Source organism: Pseudomonas viridiflava (genome assembly GCF_001642795.1).
Classification (GTDB): Bacteria; Pseudomonadota; Gammaproteobacteria; order Pseudomonadales; family Pseudomonadaceae; genus Aquipseudomonas; species Aquipseudomonas viridiflava.
In genome coordinates this window covers 42,042-62,718 of record NZ_LKEH01000031.1, presented here as the reverse complement: position 1 = coordinate 62,718, position 20,677 = coordinate 42,042, and the positions used below count along the sequence as shown (strand labels likewise).

18 protein-coding genes and 1 tRNA gene are annotated in these 20,677 nt (G+C 59.1%); 10 read left to right on the top strand and 9 right to left on the bottom strand.

Going from position 1 to position 20,677, the window contains the following annotated elements; all coding sequences use genetic code 11:
* Position 1 precedes the first annotated feature (1 nt).
* From AO065_RS18440 to AO065_RS18420, 5 genes are all read right to left on the bottom strand, one after another.
* Positions 2–1,339 carry an HlyD family type I secretion periplasmic adaptor subunit gene (locus AO065_RS18440; RefSeq protein WP_004884729.1) on the bottom strand — a complete coding sequence of 446 codons (1,338 nt, stop codon included), beginning with the start codon at positions 1,337–1,339 and terminating at the stop codon, positions 2–4.
* The gene (locus AO065_RS18435) at positions 1,336–3,132 is read right to left on the bottom strand and encodes a type I secretion system permease/ATPase (RefSeq protein ID WP_004884728.1); all 1,797 of its coding nucleotides are present in this window, start codon (positions 3,130–3,132) and stop codon (positions 1,336–1,338) included. Before AO065_RS18435 ends, AO065_RS18440 begins: the two co-directional genes overlap by 4 nt.
* A 73-nt stretch (positions 3,133–3,205) precedes the next feature.
* On the bottom strand, positions 3,206–3,595 hold the full coding sequence (locus AO065_RS18430; RefSeq protein WP_032651762.1) for a protease inhibitor Inh/omp19 family protein: 390 nt from the start codon (positions 3,593–3,595) through the stop codon (positions 3,206–3,208).
* 57 nt (positions 3,596–3,652) lie between these two features.
* Entirely contained in the window at positions 3,653–5,092 is a 1,440-nt protein-coding gene (locus tag AO065_RS18425) for a serralysin family metalloprotease (protein ID WP_029244543.1), read from the bottom strand.
* A 496-nt stretch (positions 5,093–5,588) separates the two neighbouring features.
* The gene (locus AO065_RS18420) at positions 5,589–6,260 is read right to left on the bottom strand and encodes a Bax inhibitor-1/YccA family protein (RefSeq protein WP_004884720.1); all 672 of its coding nucleotides are present in this window, start codon (positions 6,258–6,260) and stop codon (positions 5,589–5,591) included.
* A gap of 121 nt (positions 6,261–6,381) precedes the next feature.
* Here AO065_RS18420 and AO065_RS18415 point away from each other — a divergent pair.
* From AO065_RS18415 to AO065_RS18370, 10 genes are all read left to right on the top strand, one after another.
* Positions 6,382–6,469: transfer RNA gene (locus AO065_RS18415), tRNA-Ser, on the top strand.
* Between the two features lie 173 nt (positions 6,470–6,642).
* Positions 6,643–9,081 carry a tellurite resistance TerB family protein gene (locus AO065_RS18410; RefSeq protein ID WP_232915192.1) on the top strand — a complete coding sequence of 813 codons (2,439 nt, stop codon included), beginning with the start codon at positions 6,643–6,645 and terminating at the stop codon, positions 9,079–9,081.
* Positions 9,078–10,373 (top strand): ATP-binding protein, encoded by a 1,296-nt coding sequence (locus AO065_RS18405; RefSeq protein WP_032651751.1) that lies wholly within the window; start codon positions 9,078–9,080, stop codon positions 10,371–10,373. The genes AO065_RS18410 and AO065_RS18405 overlap by 4 nt, the downstream gene beginning before the upstream one ends.
* Complete coding sequence (locus AO065_RS18400; RefSeq protein WP_004884713.1) at positions 10,348–12,600, top strand: DEAD/DEAH box helicase; 2,253 nt, start codon at positions 10,348–10,350, stop codon at positions 12,598–12,600. Before AO065_RS18405 ends, AO065_RS18400 begins: the two co-directional genes overlap by 26 nt.
* 142 nt (positions 12,601–12,742) lie before the next feature.
* Complete coding sequence (tusD, locus tag AO065_RS18395) at positions 12,743–13,135, top strand: sulfurtransferase complex subunit TusD (RefSeq protein WP_004884711.1); 393 nt, start codon at positions 12,743–12,745, stop codon at positions 13,133–13,135.
* Between the two features lies 1 nt (position 13,136).
* A complete protein-coding gene (gene tusC, locus AO065_RS18390; protein ID WP_004884708.1) occupies positions 13,137–13,499 on the top strand; it encodes a sulfurtransferase complex subunit TusC in 363 nt (120 codons plus the stop codon).
* The gene (gene tusB, locus AO065_RS18385; protein WP_004884704.1) at positions 13,499–13,795 is read left to right on the top strand and encodes a sulfurtransferase complex subunit TusB; all 297 of its coding nucleotides are present in this window, start codon (positions 13,499–13,501) and stop codon (positions 13,793–13,795) included. The genes tusC and tusB overlap by 1 nt, the downstream gene beginning before the upstream one ends.
* A complete protein-coding gene (locus AO065_RS18380) occupies positions 13,792–14,127 on the top strand; it encodes a TusE/DsrC/DsvC family sulfur relay protein (protein ID WP_004884703.1) in 336 nt (111 codons plus the stop codon). The genes tusB and AO065_RS18380 overlap by 4 nt, the downstream gene beginning before the upstream one ends.
* Positions 14,124–15,125: a glycosyl transferase family protein gene (locus tag AO065_RS18375; protein ID WP_004884701.1), complete on the top strand. Its 1,002-nt coding sequence runs from the start codon at positions 14,124–14,126 to the stop codon at positions 15,123–15,125. Before AO065_RS18380 ends, AO065_RS18375 begins: the two co-directional genes overlap by 4 nt.
* Before the next feature lie 108 nt (positions 15,126–15,233).
* Positions 15,234–16,232, top strand: coding sequence for a glutathione S-transferase family protein (locus tag AO065_RS18370; protein WP_004884700.1), 999 nt, complete (start codon positions 15,234–15,236; stop codon positions 16,230–16,232).
* 45 nt (positions 16,233–16,277) lie between these two features.
* On the opposite strand, the gene cysG is transcribed toward AO065_RS18370, so the two are convergent.
* From cysG to AO065_RS18350, 4 genes are read right to left on the bottom strand one after another with little or no spacing between them, the layout of a single operon-like run.
* Complete coding sequence (gene cysG, locus AO065_RS18365; protein WP_004884698.1) at positions 16,278–17,672, bottom strand: siroheme synthase CysG; 1,395 nt, start codon at positions 17,670–17,672, stop codon at positions 16,278–16,280.
* Positions 17,673–18,953, bottom strand: a complete 1,281-nt coding sequence (serS, locus tag AO065_RS18360) for a serine--tRNA ligase (protein ID WP_004884697.1) — start codon at positions 18,951–18,953, stop codon at positions 17,673–17,675.
* Positions 18,954–18,969: 16 nt separating this feature from the next.
* Positions 18,970–19,344 (bottom strand): fluoride efflux transporter CrcB, encoded by a 375-nt coding sequence (gene crcB, locus AO065_RS18355; RefSeq protein ID WP_004884696.1) that lies wholly within the window; start codon positions 19,342–19,344, stop codon positions 18,970–18,972.
* Positions 19,344–20,666, bottom strand: coding sequence for a replication-associated recombination protein A (locus AO065_RS18350; protein ID WP_004884694.1), 1,323 nt, complete (start codon positions 20,664–20,666; stop codon positions 19,344–19,346). The genes crcB and AO065_RS18350 overlap by 1 nt, the downstream gene beginning before the upstream one ends.
* Positions 20,667–20,677: the final 11 nt, after the last annotated feature.

Sequence of the window (20,677 nt, the reverse complement as noted above, 5' to 3'; positions counted from 1 at the left end):
CCTATTCCTCGGTCAACGCGGAGCCGGCACGATCCAGCAGAGGTTTGAACAGATAATTGAGCAGCGAACGCTCGCCGGTGCGCACGAACATCTCTGCGGGCATGCCGGGCTTGATCACCAGACCGTTGAGCTTCTCCATCACCGCATCACTAACCGAGGTGCGCAGGACGTAATAAGGCTGACCGGTTTTCTCGTCTTCCAGCTGGTCGGCCGATATGAGGCTCACCTCGCCCGTTACCCGTGGCGTGCTGTTCTGGTTGAAGGCCGTGAACAGAATGTCTACGGGCAGATGACTGCCGACCTTGTCGATCAGGTTGACCGGCAAGCGGCCTTCGACTTCGAGCCGGGTGTCTTGCGGGACAACTTCCAGCAGGGTCTGACCGGCGCGCACCACGGCGCCTTCCGTGTGTACGCCGAGGTTTACGGCGATGCCGTCAGCAGGTGCAAGAATCTCGCTGTGCTGCAGACTGAAACCCGCAGACGCCAACTGCTGCTCAAGTGTGAGGGTCTTGACCTGCGCGTCGGCCCACTGCGTACGCACCTCTTTCTGGTATTCCTCACGCTGTTGCTGCAGGCGCAGCCGTGACTCGACGATGCCCTGCTCGATCCGCCCGGTTTCTCCGGCGTTCTGCGCCATTTCCTGCTGGACCTGGGACAACTGGCGCTCGTATTCCAGGAGGCGGTTGCGCGGAATGAAGCCGTTTTGCGCGAGCGGTTGCAGGTTGCTCAACTGCTGGCGCAGCGAATCGGCCTGCGCCAGAAGATCGGAGCGCGCCCGACGCATGCCGGCCAGTTGCGCGCCTGCACCTTCGATACTCGCCTGCAGCCCGGCCTGTTCACGCGCAAGGGCCTGCCTGCGGCTGCTGAACAACTGGCGCTGCCCTTCGAGTACCATTGCCAGCCGCGGATCAGGGTCCTGTCCCTGCACGGCGGCAATCAACTCGGCGGGAAAATTCACGTCGCTCAGGTTATCGCGCTCACTCTGCCAGCGCGCCAGACTTGCCCAGGCCAGCCGATATTGAGCGCGCAACGACTGAACATCAGCTTCGACCTGGGTCTGATCCAGACGAAACAGCGGCTCGCCTTCTTTTACAGCCTGTCCTTCAGTGACCAGAATCCGGCTCACTACGCCGCTGTCCAGCGACTGCACCGCCTTGCGCTTGCCCGATACCACCACCGTGCCCTGCACTGCGATGCCTTGATCCAGTGGCGCAAGACTTGCCCATAAAAAGAAACTGCCGGCACCGACGAGCGTCAGCAGCCAACCGGCACGGGTAAAGAACTGCACGCTGCGTTCCTTGCCCGGAACGGCGTAATCGTTGAGGAGTGGGCTGCTCATACTTCGGACTGCCTGTTCTGTGTGCCGTACTGGCGGCTCATGGAAAGCCCGACGGCCGGACGCGGTGATGACGGTGGTTGCGGCTGCACGGAAGGTTGCGGCTGAGGAGCCTGCCCGGACAGGGCCTGAAGAACCTGTGCCGTGGGTCCGAACGCTTGCATTCGTCCTTCGTTGAGCACCAGCAGTTGATCGGTCTGAGACAAGGACGCGGTTCGATGAGTGACCAGCACCACCGTACAGCCACGAGCTTTGAGTTCACTGATCGCTCGGGTCAATGCGGCCTCGCCTGCGGTGTCCAGGTTGGAGTTGGGTTCGTCGAGCACCACCAGCTTCGGTTCGCCATATAAGGCCCGGGCCAGTGCGACCCGTTGCTTCTGCCCGCCGGACAAGCCGCCGCCGTCGTCGCCCAGGCGCGTGTCGTAGCCCTGCGGCAGACGCAGAATCAGTTCGTGCACACCCGCCAGTTGCGCCGCAGCCACCACAGCGCTGGCGTCACCTTCACGGAAGCGCGCGATGTTCTGCGCCACGGTGCCGCTGAACAGTTCGATGTCTTGCGGCAGATAACCGATGTAAGGCCCGAGCGCTTCGCGATCCAGACGGTGCATGTCGGCACCGTCGAGTCGCACCGTGCCACCGAGCACCGGCCAGATGCCGATCAACACACGCGCCAGGGTCGATTTTCCGGAACCGGACGCCCCCAGCACGCCGAGCACTTCGCCGGCTTTCAGCTGAAAGTTGACCTGATGCAAGGTCGGCACGGTCACACCCGGCGGTGCGGCGCTGACCTGTTCGAGCCCCAGTTGACCGCGTGGCACCGGCAACGCCATGCGTTGTGCGGGTTCGGCGTAGGTCTTGAGCAACTGATCCAGCCGTCCATACGCCAGACGCGCCGAACTCCATTGTTTCCAGACGGCAATCAGTTGATCGATCGGACTCAATACCCGCCCCATGAGGATCGAACCTGCGATCATCATGCCGGGGGTCATCTGGCCACGAATGACCAGAAACGCACCGAGGCCCAGTACCAGCGACTGCAGACACAGGCGCAGCGCCTTGCTGATCGAACTGATCACCGCCCCGGTATCGCTGGCGTCATTCTGACGAGCCAGAAAACGCCCGTGGACATCGAACCAGCGTCGGCGCAAGGCATCGAGCATGCCCATGGCCTGGATCGCCTCGGCCTGCTGCAGATGACGGGTCGCCAGTTGCGAGGACTGCTGCGAAAAACCGCTGGCTTCGCCAAGGGGTTTACGGGTCAGCCACTCGTTCAGACAGGCCAGCGCCACCAGCAACGCGGCGCCCACGGTGGCCAGCAGCCCCAGCCAGGGATCGAAGAGAAAAATCACCGCCAGATAGATGGGAAACCAGGGCGCATCGAAGAACGCGAACAAGGCCGGACCGGTCAGAAACTGGCGAATGAACGTCAGATCACCCAGAGCCTGGCCCGCCTGACGTTGCCCCGCATGCAGATTGCTTTCGAACGCCGCCTGATAGACACGCAGATTGAAGCGACGCTCCAGCTCACTGCCGATGCGGATCACCACGAAACTGCGGATCATTTCCAACAGCCCAATGAAGGCAAAAAAGCCGACCACCATCAGGGTCAGCATGACCAGCGTGGTCTGATTCTGGGAGGTCAGGACGCGGTCGTAGACCTGCAACATGTAAATGGATGGAGCCAGCATCAACACGTTGATCAGCGCGGTAAAACAACCGACGCTGATCAGCGCGCGTTTGTAGTGCCCCAGGGCTTTATAAAGCGGAGGGTGGGCACCCAACGGCAACGCACTCATGATTCTTCCTTGAAGGCCGCGTTCGCAGCCGGGTGACATCGGTCAAAGTTATCGGTTTGCGAATCCGTGCGGCTCAGTCCTGCTCGATAAGACGTGCCAGCGTGAGCAGGTCGCCTCCAGGCAACCGGGCCTGATACAGCTGATTGCCCATGTGGTTGAAATGGATCAGACCGGAGCCTTCCTTGTCGGTAAACGCCAGCCCGTCAGGCGTGGGAAACCATCCCGTTGGCGTATCGCTCAGCCAGCGCGAGGCGCAGACCGGGTCCCCGCCCAATTGCGGCGCGTCGGTATTGAGTTGCAACTCACACGCCTCACTCGGCCGGGCCTGAGCGAACAGTCGCCACTTGCCACTGAGTTCAGCGGGGCTGGGTAACTTCAAACTCGTCGCCATACTGACTCCAGAAATCGCTGCCAGCAGCGCAACGGCTGCCGCAATGTTTCGAAAAAGGTGTTGGATGCTCATGATGGCCATATTCCAGAACATGGGCGGCTCATGCGAGCCACCCATGAGTACTACTGTTTACACCACGATATCGGTGGCAACCGCCTGGCCGACAGTGCCGACCAGGAAGTCAGCGACGCCTTGACCGGTGAAGTCAATGGCGAGGCTGCCCAGGTTGGTGCTCTGGGTGTAGCTCAGGATCGCTTCGCCCGCATGACCGCTGAACGCGTTCACGAACTGCAGCGAGGTCAGCGACGAGATGGCCGACACGTCGATCTTGTCCTGACCGCGGGTGAAGTCACGGATCGTGTCTTGTGCTGCCCGGTTGGAGTCGGAACTGGCACCGAACACGAAAATGTCCGCGCCCGCGCCGCCCCACAGGGAGTCAGCACCGCCACCGCCGTAGATGATGTCGTTGCCGGCACCGCCCTTGAGGTCGTTGGCCGCAGCATTACCGACCAGCAGATCATTGCCTGATCCGCCCACGGCGTTTTCGACCAGAACGCCCTTGGCGATGGAAACGTTGCCCACCATGCCGCCGACATCCGAGAACGACGCTTCGTTGAGGTTGATTTTCTGGTTCTGAGTGAAACCGGAGAAATCCAGCGTGTCCTTGCCGCCGCCATCCCAGACCGAAAACACCACCTTGGAAGAGGCGGAGGTTGCGCTGTAGAAATCACGACCGGCAGTGGAGTTGAAACCGTACACCGTATCACCGGCACGGGTGCTCATGTTGGCACCGTAGAGTTGCTGGATGGCTGCGATGTCATCCATCAACGGCCCTGACGAATAGGTCGGCGAGCCGCCCTTGACGAAGTTCTGATCGGTGTTGGACTCACTCCAGTAACTCATGACGCTGTAGCCACGTGTGTCTTCTGCGTAGCTGACATCGTTATAGGTCGGGTTGCCTTCGCCGGCGTTGTAGTCGCCAGGGTGAGACAGGCCCAGAGAGTGGCCGATTTCGTGGGTCAGTGTCTGACGACCGTAGTTGCCATTGTCTGGCGTCAGGTTGACCGTGTAGGAGTTATTGGTCAGGTACCAGGACTGGCCATCGTACCGGCTGTTGCCGCTTGGCAGGTAAGCGAACGCCGCTCCGCCGCTGCTGCCATCGCTGTAGTTGCCGAACGTCATGTGCCCGTCGCCGCCGGAAGCGGCCTGGGTGAACGTAACCTTGGCGACATCCGCCCAGGATTGCATCGACAACACAGCTTGAGCCTTCTGCTGCGCGTTGAATGCACTGAAGGTCCCCAGCGACGTATCGAACCCGGAAGGTCGAGCCGTCAGGAACGTATAGGTGAGATTGATGGTGCCGTTGCCGTCACGATCCACCCATGCAGCGTCGTCGCGGAGGATGTAGTCAGCAGCTTGATCGACAGAATACGACGGTTTGCCATTGATCGTGAGATTGCCACCGCGATCGTAGGTATGGACAAAAGTATCGATCTGGTTGAACGCCGAGCTTCCGGTTGCCGCCAGTTGCACGGCCGAGAGAGCAGCATTTTCTTTAACTTTCGACATGTCACTTCCTTGTCTACAGATTGAACAGTTTGGTACGACAGCCTCCCTCGGGTAGCGAGAGAGTCCTGTCACTCGCTTTTGAAGCGTAAGCAAACTGACACATTCGGAAATCCTGTGTCTATCCCTCTGCGATGATGTCAATTAGCCAAAAGCAGGAAAATGCCTACAGGCGTTGGGGAATAACCTGATAATTATTTTAGTGATATGCCAATGCGCCATAAGCCGCTGAAAGACTTGTAACAATCTTGATAAATATGACCGATCGGTCATGGAATTTTTGATCGAAGGGTCAGGGATTTTCACAGCGTATCAAGGCTGACCTGAACCCTTCCGCACGGCGCTTGAGGTTCGAGTGCCCTGCTCTTCAGCAGGGACCAATCGACCACTTTCCGATTTCACAAAAGCAAACGCCCCGACAAGTCGGGGCGTTTGTTTATTGCGTGGCGACCTTGTGTTCATTCAGCAGAGGCAAGCCTCTGTGAGCGACAAGCCGTTATCAGTCGTCGCGGCTCATGATGCCGAAAATCTGCAGCAGGCTGACGAACAGGTTGTAGATCGAAACATACAGGCTGACCGTGGCCATGATGTAGTTGCGCTCGCCGCCATTAATGATGGCGCTGGTCTGGAACAGAATGCAGACCGACGAGAACAGTACGAAACCGGCGCTGATCGCCAGCTGCAGGCCACTGATCTGGAAGAACATGCTGGCCAGCACCGCACCCAGCAGAACAAAGAAGCCTGCGGTGATGAAGCCACCCAGGAAACTCATGTCCTTGCGAGTGATCAGCACGTAAGCCGAAAGACCACCGAACACCAGCGCGGTCATCGCAAACGCAGAGCTGACCACTTCAGCGCCGCCCGCCATACCCAGATAACGGTTAAGGATCGGGCCCAGCAGGAAACCCATGAAACCTGTCAGGGCGAAGGTCGAAACCAGACCCCATACCGAGTCACGGAGTTTGTTGGTCAGGAAGAAAAGGCCGTAGAAGCCGATCAGCACCACGAAAATGTTCGGGTAGCCGACGCGCATCTGTTGAGCCATGAACGCCATGACACCGCTGAATGCGAGGGTCAGGGCCAGAAGACCATACGTATTGCGCAGGACACGACTAACCTCTAGCTGGTCGGCCTGCATGCCGGTTTTAAGGGCGTAATCCTGTTCGCGCATTGCGAAACTCCTTACTGATGAAATGTTGAGTTGCAAAGATCATAACAGAGGCGCTGCAACTGGCTAGTCAGAGAGTTTGACAGCTTGTTTCATTCCGGTATTATGGCGCCCGCAACGAAGTGGAGGTATGGCCGAGTGGTTTAAGGCAGCAGTCTTGAAAACTGCCGACTGTAACAGGTCCTAGAGTTCGAATCTCTATGCCTCCGCCATATTTGGTAGCGCAAAGCCCTGATCATTCAGGGCTTTGTCGTTTCTGGGGTTTACACGCCAGGATCGGATGTCGGGTGTTCGTCCTGATCCCACGACAGATGCCGGAGCTTGGCCCGCGCTCCTGAATTGTGGATACTGCCCGCTGGCCAGCCCACGATCACGGAAGACTGAAATGGCATACAGCCCGACAGCCATGACAGTAGACCTCGCCATTGGGCGGTACGCACGCTTCAGTCGCCCGTCAAGCAACCTGATCGGTGGCACGCATCCTGTTCACGGCGATCCTCTTTGCCCTCAGCCAGGCCCTGAGCATCCCGAAAGACAGCATCTGACGGGGTGGTTCAAGCCCAGAGGGCCCCGGGATACATTTGAAGACCTCGCCATAGGGCGTTATGCACGCTTCAGTCGCCCTTCCACGAATCTGGTTGGCGGTACTCAGCCGCTTGCTGACAGCACATCCGAGTTCTTCATCGTTCGAGATGACTCAGCACATGGACAGTCCTTCAGTATTCCCAAAGCGCCTGATCTGCAAGCCAGGTCCCAATGGCTCAGACGAGGGGAATCGATCACCGTTGCTGGACTGACACTGCCCGATGGCCTGATCTACGCAGGTGGGAATGACGCAAGGCTCAGGAATATCGAGCCCTCTTTCATCGATACCGCCTTGCCGGCCAGCAGCTCGCCTGTAGATCTTCAGACGCCGCGGGCGCTCTATCTTTCGACTTACGTCTCCTTCAGTCCAGAAGCACGTAGGGGCTATCTACAGTGGCTGGCGGGTGGTCGCTGTGATCCTTGCGCAGAAATCGGCTACGCATTCATGTTCTTTTACGGTTTGGAGCGTCGCGCGCTGGTGGATGCGACATCCGATGCGACCGCACGTGAAGAAATACCTGTCATAAAAGCAGAAGTGGAACGATTGAGGGCGCTGTATGCCAGCGACGCCTCTTTTTATAACCATGCTTCCAGGCTTCTGGATTACCTGAGTATGTCGGTCATTCCGATACGGATGTATTTGAATGAACCTTCAGAACCGGCGATGGGCATTCATGAAGTACCTGTTTCTGTGCGAGTTGCGCTCGGCCAGATGGCGACCGATCAGTACCCGCTCAACGCCGGTTGGGCCATGGCCTGGGCCCTGACTGATCCGAATATTTCACTGCGCACACCGGCCGTGAGATGCCCGGAGCTGTTTCAACGTTTGTTCCGGGAAGAATACGACGCGAAGTTTCCTCGCGGCCTGGCCCTGCCGAACAACAAGACACGTCTCAAGGCCTCGTACTGGCCGATATCACCCAAAATCAACACTCAGAAGTTGTCCGTAGGCGATCTTCCAGATGTCACTGCGACTTCCGGTACACGCAAAAAGCTTCAAATCATCGTGGAGAAATGCGCTCAGGTACTCGAACCGTTCAGCCGATATGTGGGCCGAAATCCTGAAAACCCTTATGTTCTGGACGGTCTGCTCCGCCTGCCAACCGCCCTATGGCCCGACCCTGCGAAACAGGAGCTGTCCGCCTTGCAGGCAGGCGTAGCGCATGACGCAATTCTGATGACACTCAGTGAACTGACTCAACGGTTCGACTCCATCGAAACGCTGTCACGGGATAAGGTCGTTGCACTGGCAAAAGCGCTTGAGGAACGAAATATCGGAATGGAGCCCGACGTGTTGTCCGGCAGCCGCACCCCTAAGGCTGAAGACACCATTGTGTTGTTTGCAGCAGAGCCGGAAGACGGCACGCTACGCGCCACCCCTGACTATCACGCTGCAGTCGTCACGCTGGATCTGGCCAGCGCCGTGGCGGCAGCAGATGGCGAAACGAGCCAGGACGAAGTCGCATTGCTTGGGCTGCACATCGACTCATGGAGCCATCTGTGTGTCGCCCATCGCAAGCGTCTCAAGGCGCACCTGCAGATTCAGTTGCTACAACCGCCATCGCTGGCAAGCCTGAAGAAGAAGCTGGAGCCTCTGCGGCAGGAGGACAAGCGCACCATCGTCTGTTTTCTGGCACACCTGGCCCAGGCGGACGGGACCGTCACACCTGATGAAATAAAGTTGCTTGAACGTGTCTATAAAGCACTTCAACTCGATCCTCAATCGATGTACAGCGACCTGCACGGGGCGGCCGCTAATTCGTTCAAAGGCCCGAATGTGACTGGCGCGTCGGGATCAAACATCCCTGTCGCTCAGCAAACGTCAACTTCACCGGCAAACAGGCGCGCAGGCTCCGGTATCGTTCTGGACATGGCTCGGGTCGCGCAATTGCAACGCGAGACAGCTCAGGTATCAGCACTTCTGGCCACCGTTTTCACGGATGAGCAGGAGGAACAACCCCCGATCATCACAGAAGACATTCCGCAAACAGCCCCCGAGACTGGCGTTCGTCTGTACGGACTCGATGCCGAACACTCGGCGTTCTTGCGCTTGTTGGTGTCTCGTACCGAATGGAGTCGGCAAGAGCTGGAAAACACCGCTTCAGACATGGAACTGATGCTCGACGGTGCGCTTGAGCAGATCAACGAAATGGCATTTGAGCTTTTCAATATGCCGATATCCGAAGGCGATGATCCGGTCGACATCAATCCGGACATCCTGAGCGAGTTAGCGTTATGAGTACGATACGAGCCAGAGACCGCGACGCGGTCATCCAGTCATTACGCGCAGGGGTCGTTCCGAGGGTCGGACAGCACTTGATTCAGGTCGGCCGGGTTGGAGAGCTGGATGCCCTTATAAAAGACATCAACCGTCTGGCGGAGGGTGGCTCGGCATTCCGTATCGTCATTGGCGAGTACGGCGCAGGCAAGACCTTCTTCCTCAATCTGGTCAGAGGCATCGCGATGGAGCGCAAGCTTGTCACCCTGCACGCAGACCTCAACCCCGACCGGCGGCTGCACGCCTCTGGAGGCCAGGCCCGCTCGCTGTATGCCGAGCTTGCGAAGAACATGTCCACGCGTACCAAGCCAGATGGTGGCGCGTTGCAAGGCATCGTGGAGAAATTCATCTCCCAGGCCAAGACCGAGGCGAAGAGCAAAGGCATCGAAAGCGAAGCCGTCATTCGCCAGTACCTCGCCGAATTGACAGAGATGGTCAATGGCTATGACTTTGCCGAAGTCATAGCCGCCTATTGCCGTGGCTTTGAAGACGGCAATGAACAACTCAAGGCCGATGCCATTCGCTGGCTGAGAGGCGAGTTCACGACCAAAACCGATGCTCGTGCGGCGCTCGGGGTAAGAACCTGCATTGACGATGCGTCTATCTATGACCAGCTCAAACTGCTCTCCCGATTCGTGCGGCTGGCGGGTTTCGGCGGACTGATGGTCTGTCTGGATGAGCTGGTGAATCTGTACAAGCTTGCGAACACACAGGCACGCAACGCCAACTACGAACAGATCCTGCGCATTCTCAACGACTCACTGCAAGGTTCGACCGACGGTCTGGGCTTCGTGCTCGGCGGCACACCGGAATTCCTTATGGACACCCGCCGCGGGCTGTACAGCTATCCTGCCCTGCAATCACGACTGGCGGAGAACACCTTCGCCAAAGCCGGCTATGTTGATCTATCCGGGCCGGTCATTCGCCTCACCAGTCTTACCCCCGAAGACTTCTACGTCCTGCTGCAGAACCTGCGCAACGTCTACGCCTGCGGCGACCCGGAAAAATACCTGCTTCCAGATGAAGCGTTACCGATCTTCATCGACCACTGCGGCCAACGACTTGGAGAAGCGTACTTTCGTACGCCTCGCACCACGATCACAGCATTTATCAACCTTCTGGCGGTACTCGAGCAGAACCCTGGTACCCATTGGCGTACGCTGCTCGACGCGGTGGAAATCGCACGGGATGACGGTGGTCGAAGCGATCTCGACGTAGAGGCAGATGATGAACTCACCAGTTTCAGGCTCTGAATCATCGTCATTCGAACGGCTGCACCCGGATGTGCAGCATTGGGTCTGGTCCCAGGGCTGGACCTCGCTCAGGGATGCTCAGGAATGTGCCATCCCTGCGCTGATCGATGCCGACCGTGACGTGATCATTGCGGCCTCTACTGCGGCGGGAAAGACCGAAGCGGCTTTCCTTCCAATCCTGACCAACCTGCTGGTCAACGACCAACCTGCCGGGGCCGTTCTCTACATAAGCCCGCTCAAAGCACTCATCAACGATCAATGGGATCGGTTGAGCCGCCTCTGCGAGCGACTGGAGGTGCCGGTGGTTGCCTGGCATGGCGACGTCTCGGCAAGCAGAAAGCACCGGTTTCTCACATCGCCCAGCGGCATCCTGCTCATTACCCCCGAATCGCTCGAAGCCCTGTTCGTGAACAGGGGCTCTGCCGTTAAAGGATTGTTTCAGCAACTGCGGTACATCGTGGTAGACGAACTTCACGCGTTTATCGGCAGCGAACGCGGCAAACAGCTCCAGTCATTGATGCAACGCGTCGAACGCGTCGCAGGCAGACAACTTCCCCGCGTTGGCCTTTCTGCCACGCTGGGTGAAATGTCGCTGGCGCGAGAGTTCCTGCGACCGGGCCAGAATCAGCGAATGGAGGTGATCGAATCAAAATCCTCCGGCCAGAATCTTCAAATTCAGGTACGCGGCTATACCCTGCCTCCCATGATCAAACTCATCTCAGGGCAGAAACCCGCCGAGACAACAGATCACGACGAAAACGAGCAAGAAAACGAGTCGGGAAGCCGACACGCAATCGCCGCACACCTCTATAAATTCCTGTGCGGCAGTAACAACCTGATCTTTCCCAACAGCCGTGACAAGGTCGAGTGGTACGCCGACAGGCTGCGTCATCTTTGCGAGAAGGATGGCCTTCCAAATGAATTTTTCCCGCATCACGGAAGCCTGTCACGGGATTTGCGCGAAGACACAGAACGCGCCCTCAAGGCAGGTACGCCGCCCGCCTCTGCGGTCTGCACGACAACCCTCGAACTCGGTATCGACATCGGCAACATCAGGACAGTGGCGCAAATCAATTCACCGCCATCGGTGGCAAGCCTGCGTCAGCGTCTGGGGCGGTCGGGACGCCGGGAGGGGGAACCCGCGACCTTGAGGGTGTACTGCGAGGAAAGCACCCTGACACCTGATTCAGACCTGTCCGATCAGCTCAGGCAAAATCTGGTGCAGACGATCGCGATGATTCGGCTGCTGATAAACAAATGGTTCGAACCTCCCAGAGCCAATGGGCTTCACGCCTCAACACTTGTCCAGCAATGCCTGTCCGTGATTGCACAGCAAGGTGGCGCCAGTGCTTCGGAGCTGTGGAGCGCGCTGGTTGCCAGCGGAACGTTTTCAGCCATCACCAGGCCGGACTTTCTGGCGATGCTCAAGGCGCTGGGCGAGCAAAAACTCGTTGTACAGGACAGCTCCGGACTGTTGTTACCCGGAGAGATCGGTGAACGACTGGTCAATCATTACGAGTTTTACAGTGCATTCCAGAGCGACGAGGAGTTCAGGCTCATTCGCGACGGCAAGCCTCTGGGCTCCGTGCCCGTCAGCCGGCCGCTCACCCAAGGCCAGCGCATCATATTCGGCGGCAGACGCTGGCAAGTGATGGACATAGACCTTGAGAAGAAAGTCATCGTCGTCAAACCCGCGCGTGGCGGCGAGCCTCCGACATTCGACGGTCTGAGTGCAAAGATTCACGACGATGTCAGGCAGGAGATGCGATCCGTACTCGTGGAAACGGCACCCTGCCCATTCATTGATGCCAATGCACAGAAACTGCTGGAAGAAGCACGCCATACCTTTCGTTCTTTGGGGCTGGATAAACGGCACCTGGCCGGATCAGCATCCAGAAACTATCTGCTAACCTGGAAAGGCGACTACATCAATGACGCACTTTCGCTGCTGCTCAACCGGGAAGGCGTCATGTGCGAGTGCTCGGGGCTCGTACTGGACATCGGCGCGCCGAAGGAAAGCCTCATGGCAGCGCTGCGCGAAATTGCCTGTCTGGATGCCATCGACGTGGAACCACTCCTGAAAGAGGTGAAAAACCTGATCAGGGAAAAATGGGACTGGGCGCTGCCTTTGCCACTGCTTATCAAATCATTCGCTTCCAGCCAACTGGATCTGGGAGGGGCAATTGAGCTTGCGAAGGTGTTGTCGCTCAGTGACGGCTCATCCTGACTCTGCGTTGCATCATGCTAGCTGCGTACATGACGAAAAAAGGGCTAGCTAACGCCTCGGCAAAGCCCCTTTGTCTCGGCAAACTCACACCCCCGCCCTCGAATTCTTTATCATTGCGCATGTTTTGCTGGCAGAGCCGACAATGAAATTCGCCATCTCCCTTTTTTCTGCAGGCCATGCGCCGTCTTCCCGGCGTGGGCTGCTGTTTGCCCAGGCGGTACTCGCGGGCGGACACGAGATTGTCCGGCTGTTCTTCTATCAGGACGGTGTGCACAGCGCGTCGGCCAATGCCGTTACGCCTCAGGATGAACAGGATGTGCCGCGTCAGTGGCGCGACTTTATCGTCGAGCACCAACTCGATGGCGTGGTGTGCATCGCCGCTGCGCTGCGTCGCGGCGTTCTGAATCAGGAGGAAGCCGAGCGTTATCAGCGCCCTGCGGCCAATCTGCTGGAGCCTTGGGATTTATCGGGGCTGGGTCAGTTGCATGACGCCGTGCAATCGGCAGACCGACTGATCTGTTTCGGAGGGCCTTGAAATGCCCAAGTCACTTTTGATTGTCAGCCGCCAGTCGCCTTGGTCGGGGCCCGGCGCGCGTGAAGCGCTGGACATCGTCCTGGCAGGCGGCGCGTTCGATCTGCCCATCGGTTTGCTGTTTCTGGATGACGGCGTGCTGCAGCTGCTGCCGCAACAGAGCGCAGCAGCCTTGCAACAGAAAGACCTGACCGCCAATCTCAAGGCATTGTCGATGTTCGGCGTTGAAGACCTCTATGCCTGCGCGCAGAGCATTGCCGAGCGCGGCGTCCCGAGCGATGGCCTGGATGACGACATCTGCCTGCTGTCCGGCCGGACCGAGCTGTCGGCCTTGTTCGAGCGCTACGACCAGGTGATTACGATCTGATGAGCACTTTGCACGTTCTTTCCCATTCCCCCTTTACCGACAACCGTCTGGACAGCTGCCTGCGTTTGCTGGGCGACAACGACGGCATTCTGCTGTCTGGCGACGCCACCTACGCTCTGACGCCGTCGAGCCCTGTTTCGCAGAAGCTGCAGCAGGCCGGTTCGCAATCGCTGTTCGTACTGGACGAAGACCTCAAGGCCCGTAACCTCCCGTTGCCAGCCGGTATTGTCAGCGTGGATTACGCAGGCTTCGTCGAGCTGTCGATCCGTTTTGACAAAGTGAACACCTGGCTATGAAACAGTTGATCGTCGCCGGGCGCACACTGGAACTCGACAAGGACGGGTTCCTCACGGACCTGAACGACTGGTCGATGGACGCCGCCCATGCACTGGCTGGCGAAGAAGGCCTGACGCTGACGCCTGAACACGTCGAGATCCTCGAACTATTGCGTGGCTTTTATGCAGAGTTTCAGCTGTCTCCGGCGACCCGGCCGCTGATCAAGTACACCGCACTGAAACTGGGTGCCGAAAAAGGCAACAGCATGCACCTCAATCGCCTGTTCAACGGCACCCCCGCCAAACTTGCCGCCAAGCTGGCGGGCCTGCCAAAGCCGACCAACTGCATATGAACGACTACGCCCCGCTTGTCACCGAAACACCCGAAGAGCACCCTTTTGCCCAGTTCGTCCGCATTCTGGGCAAAGGCAAACGTGGCGCACGCAACCTGACGCGCGAAGAAGCGCGCGAGGCCATGGGCATGGTGCTCGATGAAAAGGTCGAGGACACCCAGCTCGGCGCCTTTCTGATGCTGCTGCGCCATAAAGAAGAAAGCCCGGAGGAACTTGCCGGTTTCACTGAGGCGGTACGCGAACGCCTGAATGCGCCACCGATCACGATCGACATCGACTGGCCGACCTACGCAGGCAAGAAACGTCACCTGCCCTGGTATCTGCTGGCCGCCAAGTGCCTGTCCCAGAACGGCATCAGGATCCTGCTGCACGGCGGCGGTGCTCATACGGCCGGTCGGCTGTACACCGAGCAGTTGCTCGGTTTGCTGAATATTCCGCTGTGTCGCAACTGGTCGTCGGTCGAAACAGCGGTGGCACAGGGCAATCTGGCGTTCATGCCGCTCGCCGACTGGGCACCGCAACTGCAGCGCATGATCGACCTGCGCAACACGCTTGGGCTGCGCTCGCCGATTCATTCGCTGGCGCGGATTCTCAATCCGTTGCAGGCGCGCTGCGGGCTGCAAAGCATTTTCCATCCGGGTTATCAGAGCGTTCACCGGGATGCCAGCAGCCTGCTGGGTGACAACGCCATCGTGGTCAAGGGCGATGGCGGTGAGATCGAGATCAACCCGGACACCATCAGTCATCTGTACGGCACGACGGGCGGACAGCCCTGGGATGAGGAATGGCCAGCCCTCTCGCCGCGACGTCACGTCAAACCCGCCACGCTCGACCCGGCGCAACTGGTCGGTTTGTGGCGCGGCGAACTTGAGGACAGTTATCCGCAACTCGCGCTGATCTCGACCATGGCCTTGGCGTTACGCGGCCTCGGCATGGCGCGTGATGAAGCGTTTGTGCAGGCGCAGACATTCTGGGAGCGCCGCAACAAGGATCTGTGACCGATCGGCTTTATCGATAATGATCGGTCAGAATTTGCGTTTTTCGGTCGAACCGATGTCACTAGACTGATTCCAAGCTGTACTTAATTCAGAAATGGGGATTCAGACATGGGCCTTCTGGTCGAAGGACGCTGGCAGGACCAGTGGTACGAAAGCAGCAAAGACGGCGCCTTCCAGCGCGAAAACGCCCAGCGTCGTAGCTGGGTCACGGCCGACGGTAAACCTGGACCGTCAGGCGATGGCGGTTTCGAAGCACAGGCAGGCCGCTACCACCTGTATGTTTCTCTCGCCTGCCCATGGGCGCATCGCACGCTGATCCTGCGCAAGCTCAAGGGGCTGGAGAGTCTGATCGACGTTTCGGTCGTCAGTTGGCTGATGCTGGAAAACGGCTGGACCTTTGATCAGCAGAAAGGCTCCAGCGGCGATGCCCTCGACAACCTGACCTTCCTGCATCAGCGCTACACCGCGGATGACCCTCAGTACACAGGCCGAGTGACCGTGCCGGTACTGTGGGATAAACAGCAGAAGCGCATCGTCAGCAACGAGTCGGCGGAGATCATCCGCATGTTCAACTCGGCATTTGACGAGCTGACCGGCAACCGCCTGGATTTCTATCCATCAGCGCTGCAGGCCACTATCGACGAGCTCAACGAACGCATCTACCCCGCCGTCAACAATGGCGTGTATCGCGCAGGCTTTGCCACCTCGCAGCATGCCTACGAAGAAGCATTCGATGACGTGTTTGCTGAACTGGGCGAGCTGGAAAACCTGCTGGGCGAGAAGCGCTATCTGGCAGGCGAGCACCTGACCGAAGCCGACGTGAGGCTGTTCACCACCATCGTGCGCTTCGATGCGGTTTATTACAGCCACTTCAAGTGCAACCAGCGGCGTATCGCGGATTACCCGAACCTCAGCAACTGGCTGCGCGAGCTGTACCAGTGGCCGGGTGTCGCCGAGACGGTGAATTTCGAGCACATCAAAGGCCACTATTACGCGAGCCATCGCACCATCAATCCGACCGGGATCATTCCCAAAGGCCCGGCATTGAACCTTGAGGCCAGCCACGATCGTGAACGGCTGTCCGGCATGGGCGTCTGGGAGAAGTAAACGGCATGACAATGGATAGCCCGGCGGGCTATCCATCAAGTGGCATCAGACGGTCGCCTGATTGCCTTCGAACCAGGCCAGCTTTTCACGCAACTGAACCACTTCGCCAATGATGACCAGCGTCGGCGCATGCACTTCGTGCTCGGCCACCAGTTGCGGCAGGTTGGCCAGCGTGCCCGTGAACACTCGCTGATTGGTCGTGGTGCCCTGCTGAACCAGCGCCGCTGGCGTGTCCGCAGAGCGGCCATGCCTGATCAGTTCCTGGCAGATCACCGGCAAACCGATCAATCCCATGTAGAACACCAGGGTCTGCGCCGGAGCCACCAGATCGGACCATGGCAAATCGGTGGAGCCATCCTTGAGGTGACCGGTGATGAAACGCACCGATTGCGCATGATCGCGGTGGGTCAACGGAATACCGGCGTAGGCCGCACAACCGCTGGCGGCTGTAATACCGGGAACCACCTGAAACGGAATGCCGTGAGCCGCCAGCTCTTCGATTTCCTCGCCACCACGGCCGAAGATGAACGGATCGCCGCCTTTCAGACGAACCACCCGCTTGCCCTGCTTGGCCAGATCGACAAGTTGCTTGTTGATCTGATCCTGCGGTACAGCATGTTCGGAACGGCGTTTGCCGACATAGACCCGTTCCGCATCACGGCGGCACAGATCGAGAATGGTCGGCGCCACCAGACGGTCGTAGAGCACCACGTCCGCCTGCTGCATCAGGCGCAAGGCCTTGAACGTCAGCAAGTCAGGATCGCCAGGGCCTGCGCCCACCAGATAGACCTCGCCGGTTTCCGCTGGCGGTTCACCTGCGATCTTGGCGATCAGCAGGCGCTCGGCCTCGGCGCCCTGCCCGGCCAGTTGACGATCGGCAATGGCACCTTGAAAAACATCTTCCCAAAATGCACGGCGCTGCTGGACGTTCGGAAACAGTCCTTTGACCTGATGACGGAAGCGCGCAGCCAGACCGGCCAGTTGGCCGTAGGTCGAGGGAATCCAAGTTTCCAGCTTGGCACGGATGAGTCGAGCCAGCACCGGCGCATCGCCGCCACTGGACACGGCAATCACCAGCGGTGAACGGTCGACGATGGCCGGGAAGATGACCGTGCACAGCGCAGGCGCATCCACCACGTTGACCGGCACACAACGCGCACGGGCATCGTGGGAAACCTGAGCGTTGAGCGGCTCGTCGTCGGTGGCGGCAATGATCAGCACGCAGCCGTCCAGATCATCTTGGTGATAGCCACGCAGAATCAGCTCACCGCCGCTCTGGACGACCAAGTCGCGCAACTGGCTTTCGATTTCCGGGGCGACGACGCGAATAACGGCACCCGCCTCGAAGATCAGCCGGGATTTGCGCAGGGCGATTTCACCGCCGCCGACCACCAGCACGCGACTGCCACGCAGGTTATGGAACAGCGGCAGGAATTCCATTTAACCGATGACCTCAAGGCCGCCCATGTAGGGCTTGAGAACGTCAGGCACACGAATCGAACCGTCTGCCTGCTGATAGTTTTCCAGCACCGCAACCAGCGTACGACCTACCGCGAGACCGGAGCCATTCAGCGTATGCACCAGTTCCGGCTTGCCGGTTTCCGGGTTGCGCCAGCGAGCCTGCATGCGACGCGCCTGAAAGTCCCCGCAGTTGGAGCACGAGGAGATTTCACGGTACTTGTCCTGGCTCGGAATCCAGACTTCAAGGTCGTAGGTCTTCACGGCGCTGAAACCCATGTCGCCGGTGCACAGCGCCAGTTTGCGGTAAGGCAGCTCCAGCAGTTGCAGCACGCGTTCGGCGTTGCCGGTCAGCGATTCAAGGGCGGCCATGGACTCGTCCGGCGCAACGATCTGCACCATCTCGACCTTGTCGAACTGATGCTGGCGAATCATGCCGCGAGTGTCACGACCCGACGCGCCCGCTTCGCTGCGGAAGCACGGCGTATGGGCGACGAACTTCATCGGCAGCTGTTTGGCGTCCAGAATCTCGCCCGACACGATGTTGGTCAGCGACACTTCGGCGGTCGGGATCAGGTACAGATCCGCTTCGCCTTCACGGGAAATCTTGAACAGGTCTTCTTCGAACTTCGGCAATTGACCGGTGCCCTGCAGCGCTGGCGCCTGAACCAGATAAGGCGTGTAAGCCTCTTCGTAGCCATGCTCGTTGATGTGCAGGTTGATCATGAACTGGGCCAGCGCACGATGCAGACGTGCGATAGGGCCACGCAGCAGGGCAAAACGCGCGCCAGACAGCTTGGCGGCGGTTTCGAAATCCAGCCAGCCGTATTGTTCGCCCAGCGCGACGTGGTCCTTGACCTCGAAATCGAAGCGGGTTGGCGTGCCCCAGGTGCTCACCTCGACGTTGCCGTCTTCATCGGCGCCTACCGGAACCGATTCGTGTGGCAGGTTCGGGATATTGAGTACCAGCGCGTCCAGTTCGGCCTGAATCCCATCCAGCTCGACCTTGCCTTCGCTCAGCTCGGTGCCCATGCGCTCGACGTCCGCCATCAGTGGCGCAATGTCTTCGCCGCGTTGCTTGGCCTGACCGATGGATTTGGAACGGGCGTTACGCTCGGCCTGCAACTGTTCGGTGCGGGTCTGCACAACCTTGCGCTGGGCTTCCAGCGCTTCAATACGGGCCACGTCCAGTGTAAAGCCACGGGAAGCCAGGCGATCCGCTACGTCCTGAAGTTGAGTACGTAACAGTTTGGAATCGAGCATATCGTTCTCTCGTCTATCAAAGTCTGGTCAGGGACAGGCCAACCCAGGTTGCGAGCAGCCCGCCGAACACGCTGATACCGGCATAGCCCAGGGCCAGCGGCAGTTGCCCGCTTTCCAGCAGGCGCAGCGTATCCAGTGAAAAGGATGAAAAGGTCGTCAGACCCCCTACAAAACCGACGATCAGGCCGGCTCGAATTTCGATGGGCACTTCAGGGCGCAGCAGAAACAGCCCGTACAGTATGCCGATGATCAGGCAGCCGACGATGTTGACCGCCAGCGTCGCCGTATAAAAATAGCGCGGCCAGTGGGCACTGACCCAGGTACCTGCCGCGAAACGCAATAATGTACCAGCGATACCGGCGATCGACACCGCAAGAATGGTCTGAATCACTACTTTCTCCGCTTGCGAGGGCTGGCTTCATCCAGCGCGTTCAGGTGCCTGAGCTTTTCGCCGATCTTGAGTTCGAGTCCACGAGGAACCGGCTGATAATACTGGCGCGGTTCAAGCTCGTCAGGAAAGTAATCTTCGCCTGCCGCGTAGGCATCGGGCTCGTCATGGGCGTAGCGGTATTCTTCGCCATAGCCGAGTTGCTTCATCAGCTTGGTCGGTGCATTGCGCAGGTGCAACGGAACCTCGAGCGACCCGTGCTCGGAGGCTTCGCGCATGGCGCTCTTGAACGCCATGTACACCGCGTTGCTTTTCGGCGCGCAGGCCAGATAGACAATGGCCTGAGCGACCGCCAGCTCGCCTTCCGGGCTGCCGAGGCGCTCCTGAACATCCCAGGCCGACATGCACAGCGGCAAGGCGCGTGGATCGGCGTTGCCGATATCCTCACTGGCCATGCGCACGACACGGCGCGCCAGGTACAACGGGTCACAGCCGCCGTCGATCATACGCGCGAACCAGTACAGGGCAGCATCCGGGTTGGACCCGCGAATCGACTTGTGCAGCGCGGATATCTGGTCGTAGAACGCTTCACCGCCCTTGTCGAAACGACGTCGGCTATCGCCCAGCAGGCTTTGCAGCAGTTCGGTGCCGATCTCACTGCCATCTTCGGCAAGATCGGAAGCGTTCTCGAGCAGGTTGAGCATGCGACGCCCGTCACCGTCGGCGGCCGCCATGAGAATCGCAAAGCCTTCATCGTTCAAGGTCAGCTGGCGCTGTCCCAGACCGCGATCCTCGGTCAGTGCACGATGAACCAGCTTGCGCAGTGCGGTTTCGTCGAGGCTCTTGAGCACATAGACCCGTGCCCGGGACAGCAAGGCGTTGTTCAGTTCGAAGGACGGGTTCTCGGTGGTCGCACCGATGAAAATCAGGGTCCCGTCTTCGACATACGGCAGAAACGCATCCTGCTGCGACTTGTTGAAACGGTGCACTTCGTCAACGAACAGGATCGTGCGTCGACCGTACTGGCCTGCCTGCTGTTTGGCGACCTCGACGGCCTGACGAATTTCCTTTACCCCGGCCAATACGGCGGAAACCGTTTCGAAGTGTGCGTCCGACACCTTGGCCAGCAGCCGGGCGAGCGTGGTCTTGCCCACGCCCGGCGGCCCCCAGAAGATCATGGAGTGCAGCGCGCCCTGCTCCAGCGCCTCGCGCAGAGGCTTGCCATGAGCCAGCACGTGCTCCTGACCGACGTATTCGTCCAGATTGGTCGCACGCAGACGTGCGGCCAGTGGCTGGGCGATGGGTTCACGGCTAAACAGGTCCATGGTTCGGAATC

What these genes read in the sequence shown, in the direction of transcription:
- tusB (WP_004884704.1), top strand. Translation starts at nt 13,499, where the DNA reads ATGAGCACTTTGCACGTTCTTTCCCATTCCCCCTTTACCGACAACCGT.
- AO065_RS18405 (WP_032651751.1), top strand. Translation starts at nt 9,078, where the DNA reads ATGAGTACGATACGAGCCAGAGACCGCGACGCGGTCATCCAGTCATTA.
- AO065_RS18380 (WP_004884703.1), top strand. Translation starts at nt 13,792, where the DNA reads ATGAAACAGTTGATCGTCGCCGGGCGCACACTGGAACTCGACAAGGAC.
- AO065_RS18435 (WP_004884728.1), bottom strand. Translation starts at nt 3,132, where the DNA reads ATGAGTGCGTTGCCGTTGGGTGCCCACCCTCCGCTTTATAAAGCCCTG.
- AO065_RS18425 (WP_029244543.1), bottom strand. Translation starts at nt 5,092, where the DNA reads ATGTCGAAAGTTAAAGAAAATGCTGCTCTCTCGGCCGTGCAACTGGCG.
- AO065_RS18440 (WP_004884729.1), bottom strand. Translation starts at nt 1,339, where the DNA reads ATGAGCAGCCCACTCCTCAACGATTACGCCGTTCCGGGCAAGGAACGC.
- tusC (WP_004884708.1), top strand. Translation starts at nt 13,137, where the DNA reads ATGCCCAAGTCACTTTTGATTGTCAGCCGCCAGTCGCCTTGGTCGGGG.
- AO065_RS18350 (WP_004884694.1), bottom strand. Translation starts at nt 20,666, where the DNA reads ATGGACCTGTTTAGCCGTGAACCCATCGCCCAGCCACTGGCCGCACGT.
- AO065_RS18410 (WP_232915192.1), top strand. Translation starts at nt 6,643, where the DNA reads ATGGCATACAGCCCGACAGCCATGACAGTAGACCTCGCCATTGGGCGG.
- tusD (WP_004884711.1), top strand. Translation starts at nt 12,743, where the DNA reads ATGAAATTCGCCATCTCCCTTTTTTCTGCAGGCCATGCGCCGTCTTCC.
- AO065_RS18430 (WP_032651762.1), bottom strand. Translation starts at nt 3,595, where the DNA reads ATGAGCATCCAACACCTTTTTCGAAACATTGCGGCAGCCGTTGCGCTG.
- AO065_RS18375 (WP_004884701.1), top strand. Translation starts at nt 14,124, where the DNA reads ATGAACGACTACGCCCCGCTTGTCACCGAAACACCCGAAGAGCACCCT.
- AO065_RS18420 (WP_004884720.1), bottom strand. Translation starts at nt 6,260, where the DNA reads ATGCGCGAACAGGATTACGCCCTTAAAACCGGCATGCAGGCCGACCAG.
- AO065_RS18370 (WP_004884700.1), top strand. Translation starts at nt 15,234, where the DNA reads ATGGGCCTTCTGGTCGAAGGACGCTGGCAGGACCAGTGGTACGAAAGC.
- AO065_RS18400 (WP_004884713.1), top strand. Translation starts at nt 10,348, where the DNA reads ATGAACTCACCAGTTTCAGGCTCTGAATCATCGTCATTCGAACGGCTG.
- cysG (WP_004884698.1), bottom strand. Translation starts at nt 17,672, where the DNA reads ATGGAATTCCTGCCGCTGTTCCATAACCTGCGTGGCAGTCGCGTGCTG.
- serS (WP_004884697.1), bottom strand. Translation starts at nt 18,953, where the DNA reads ATGCTCGATTCCAAACTGTTACGTACTCAACTTCAGGACGTAGCGGAT.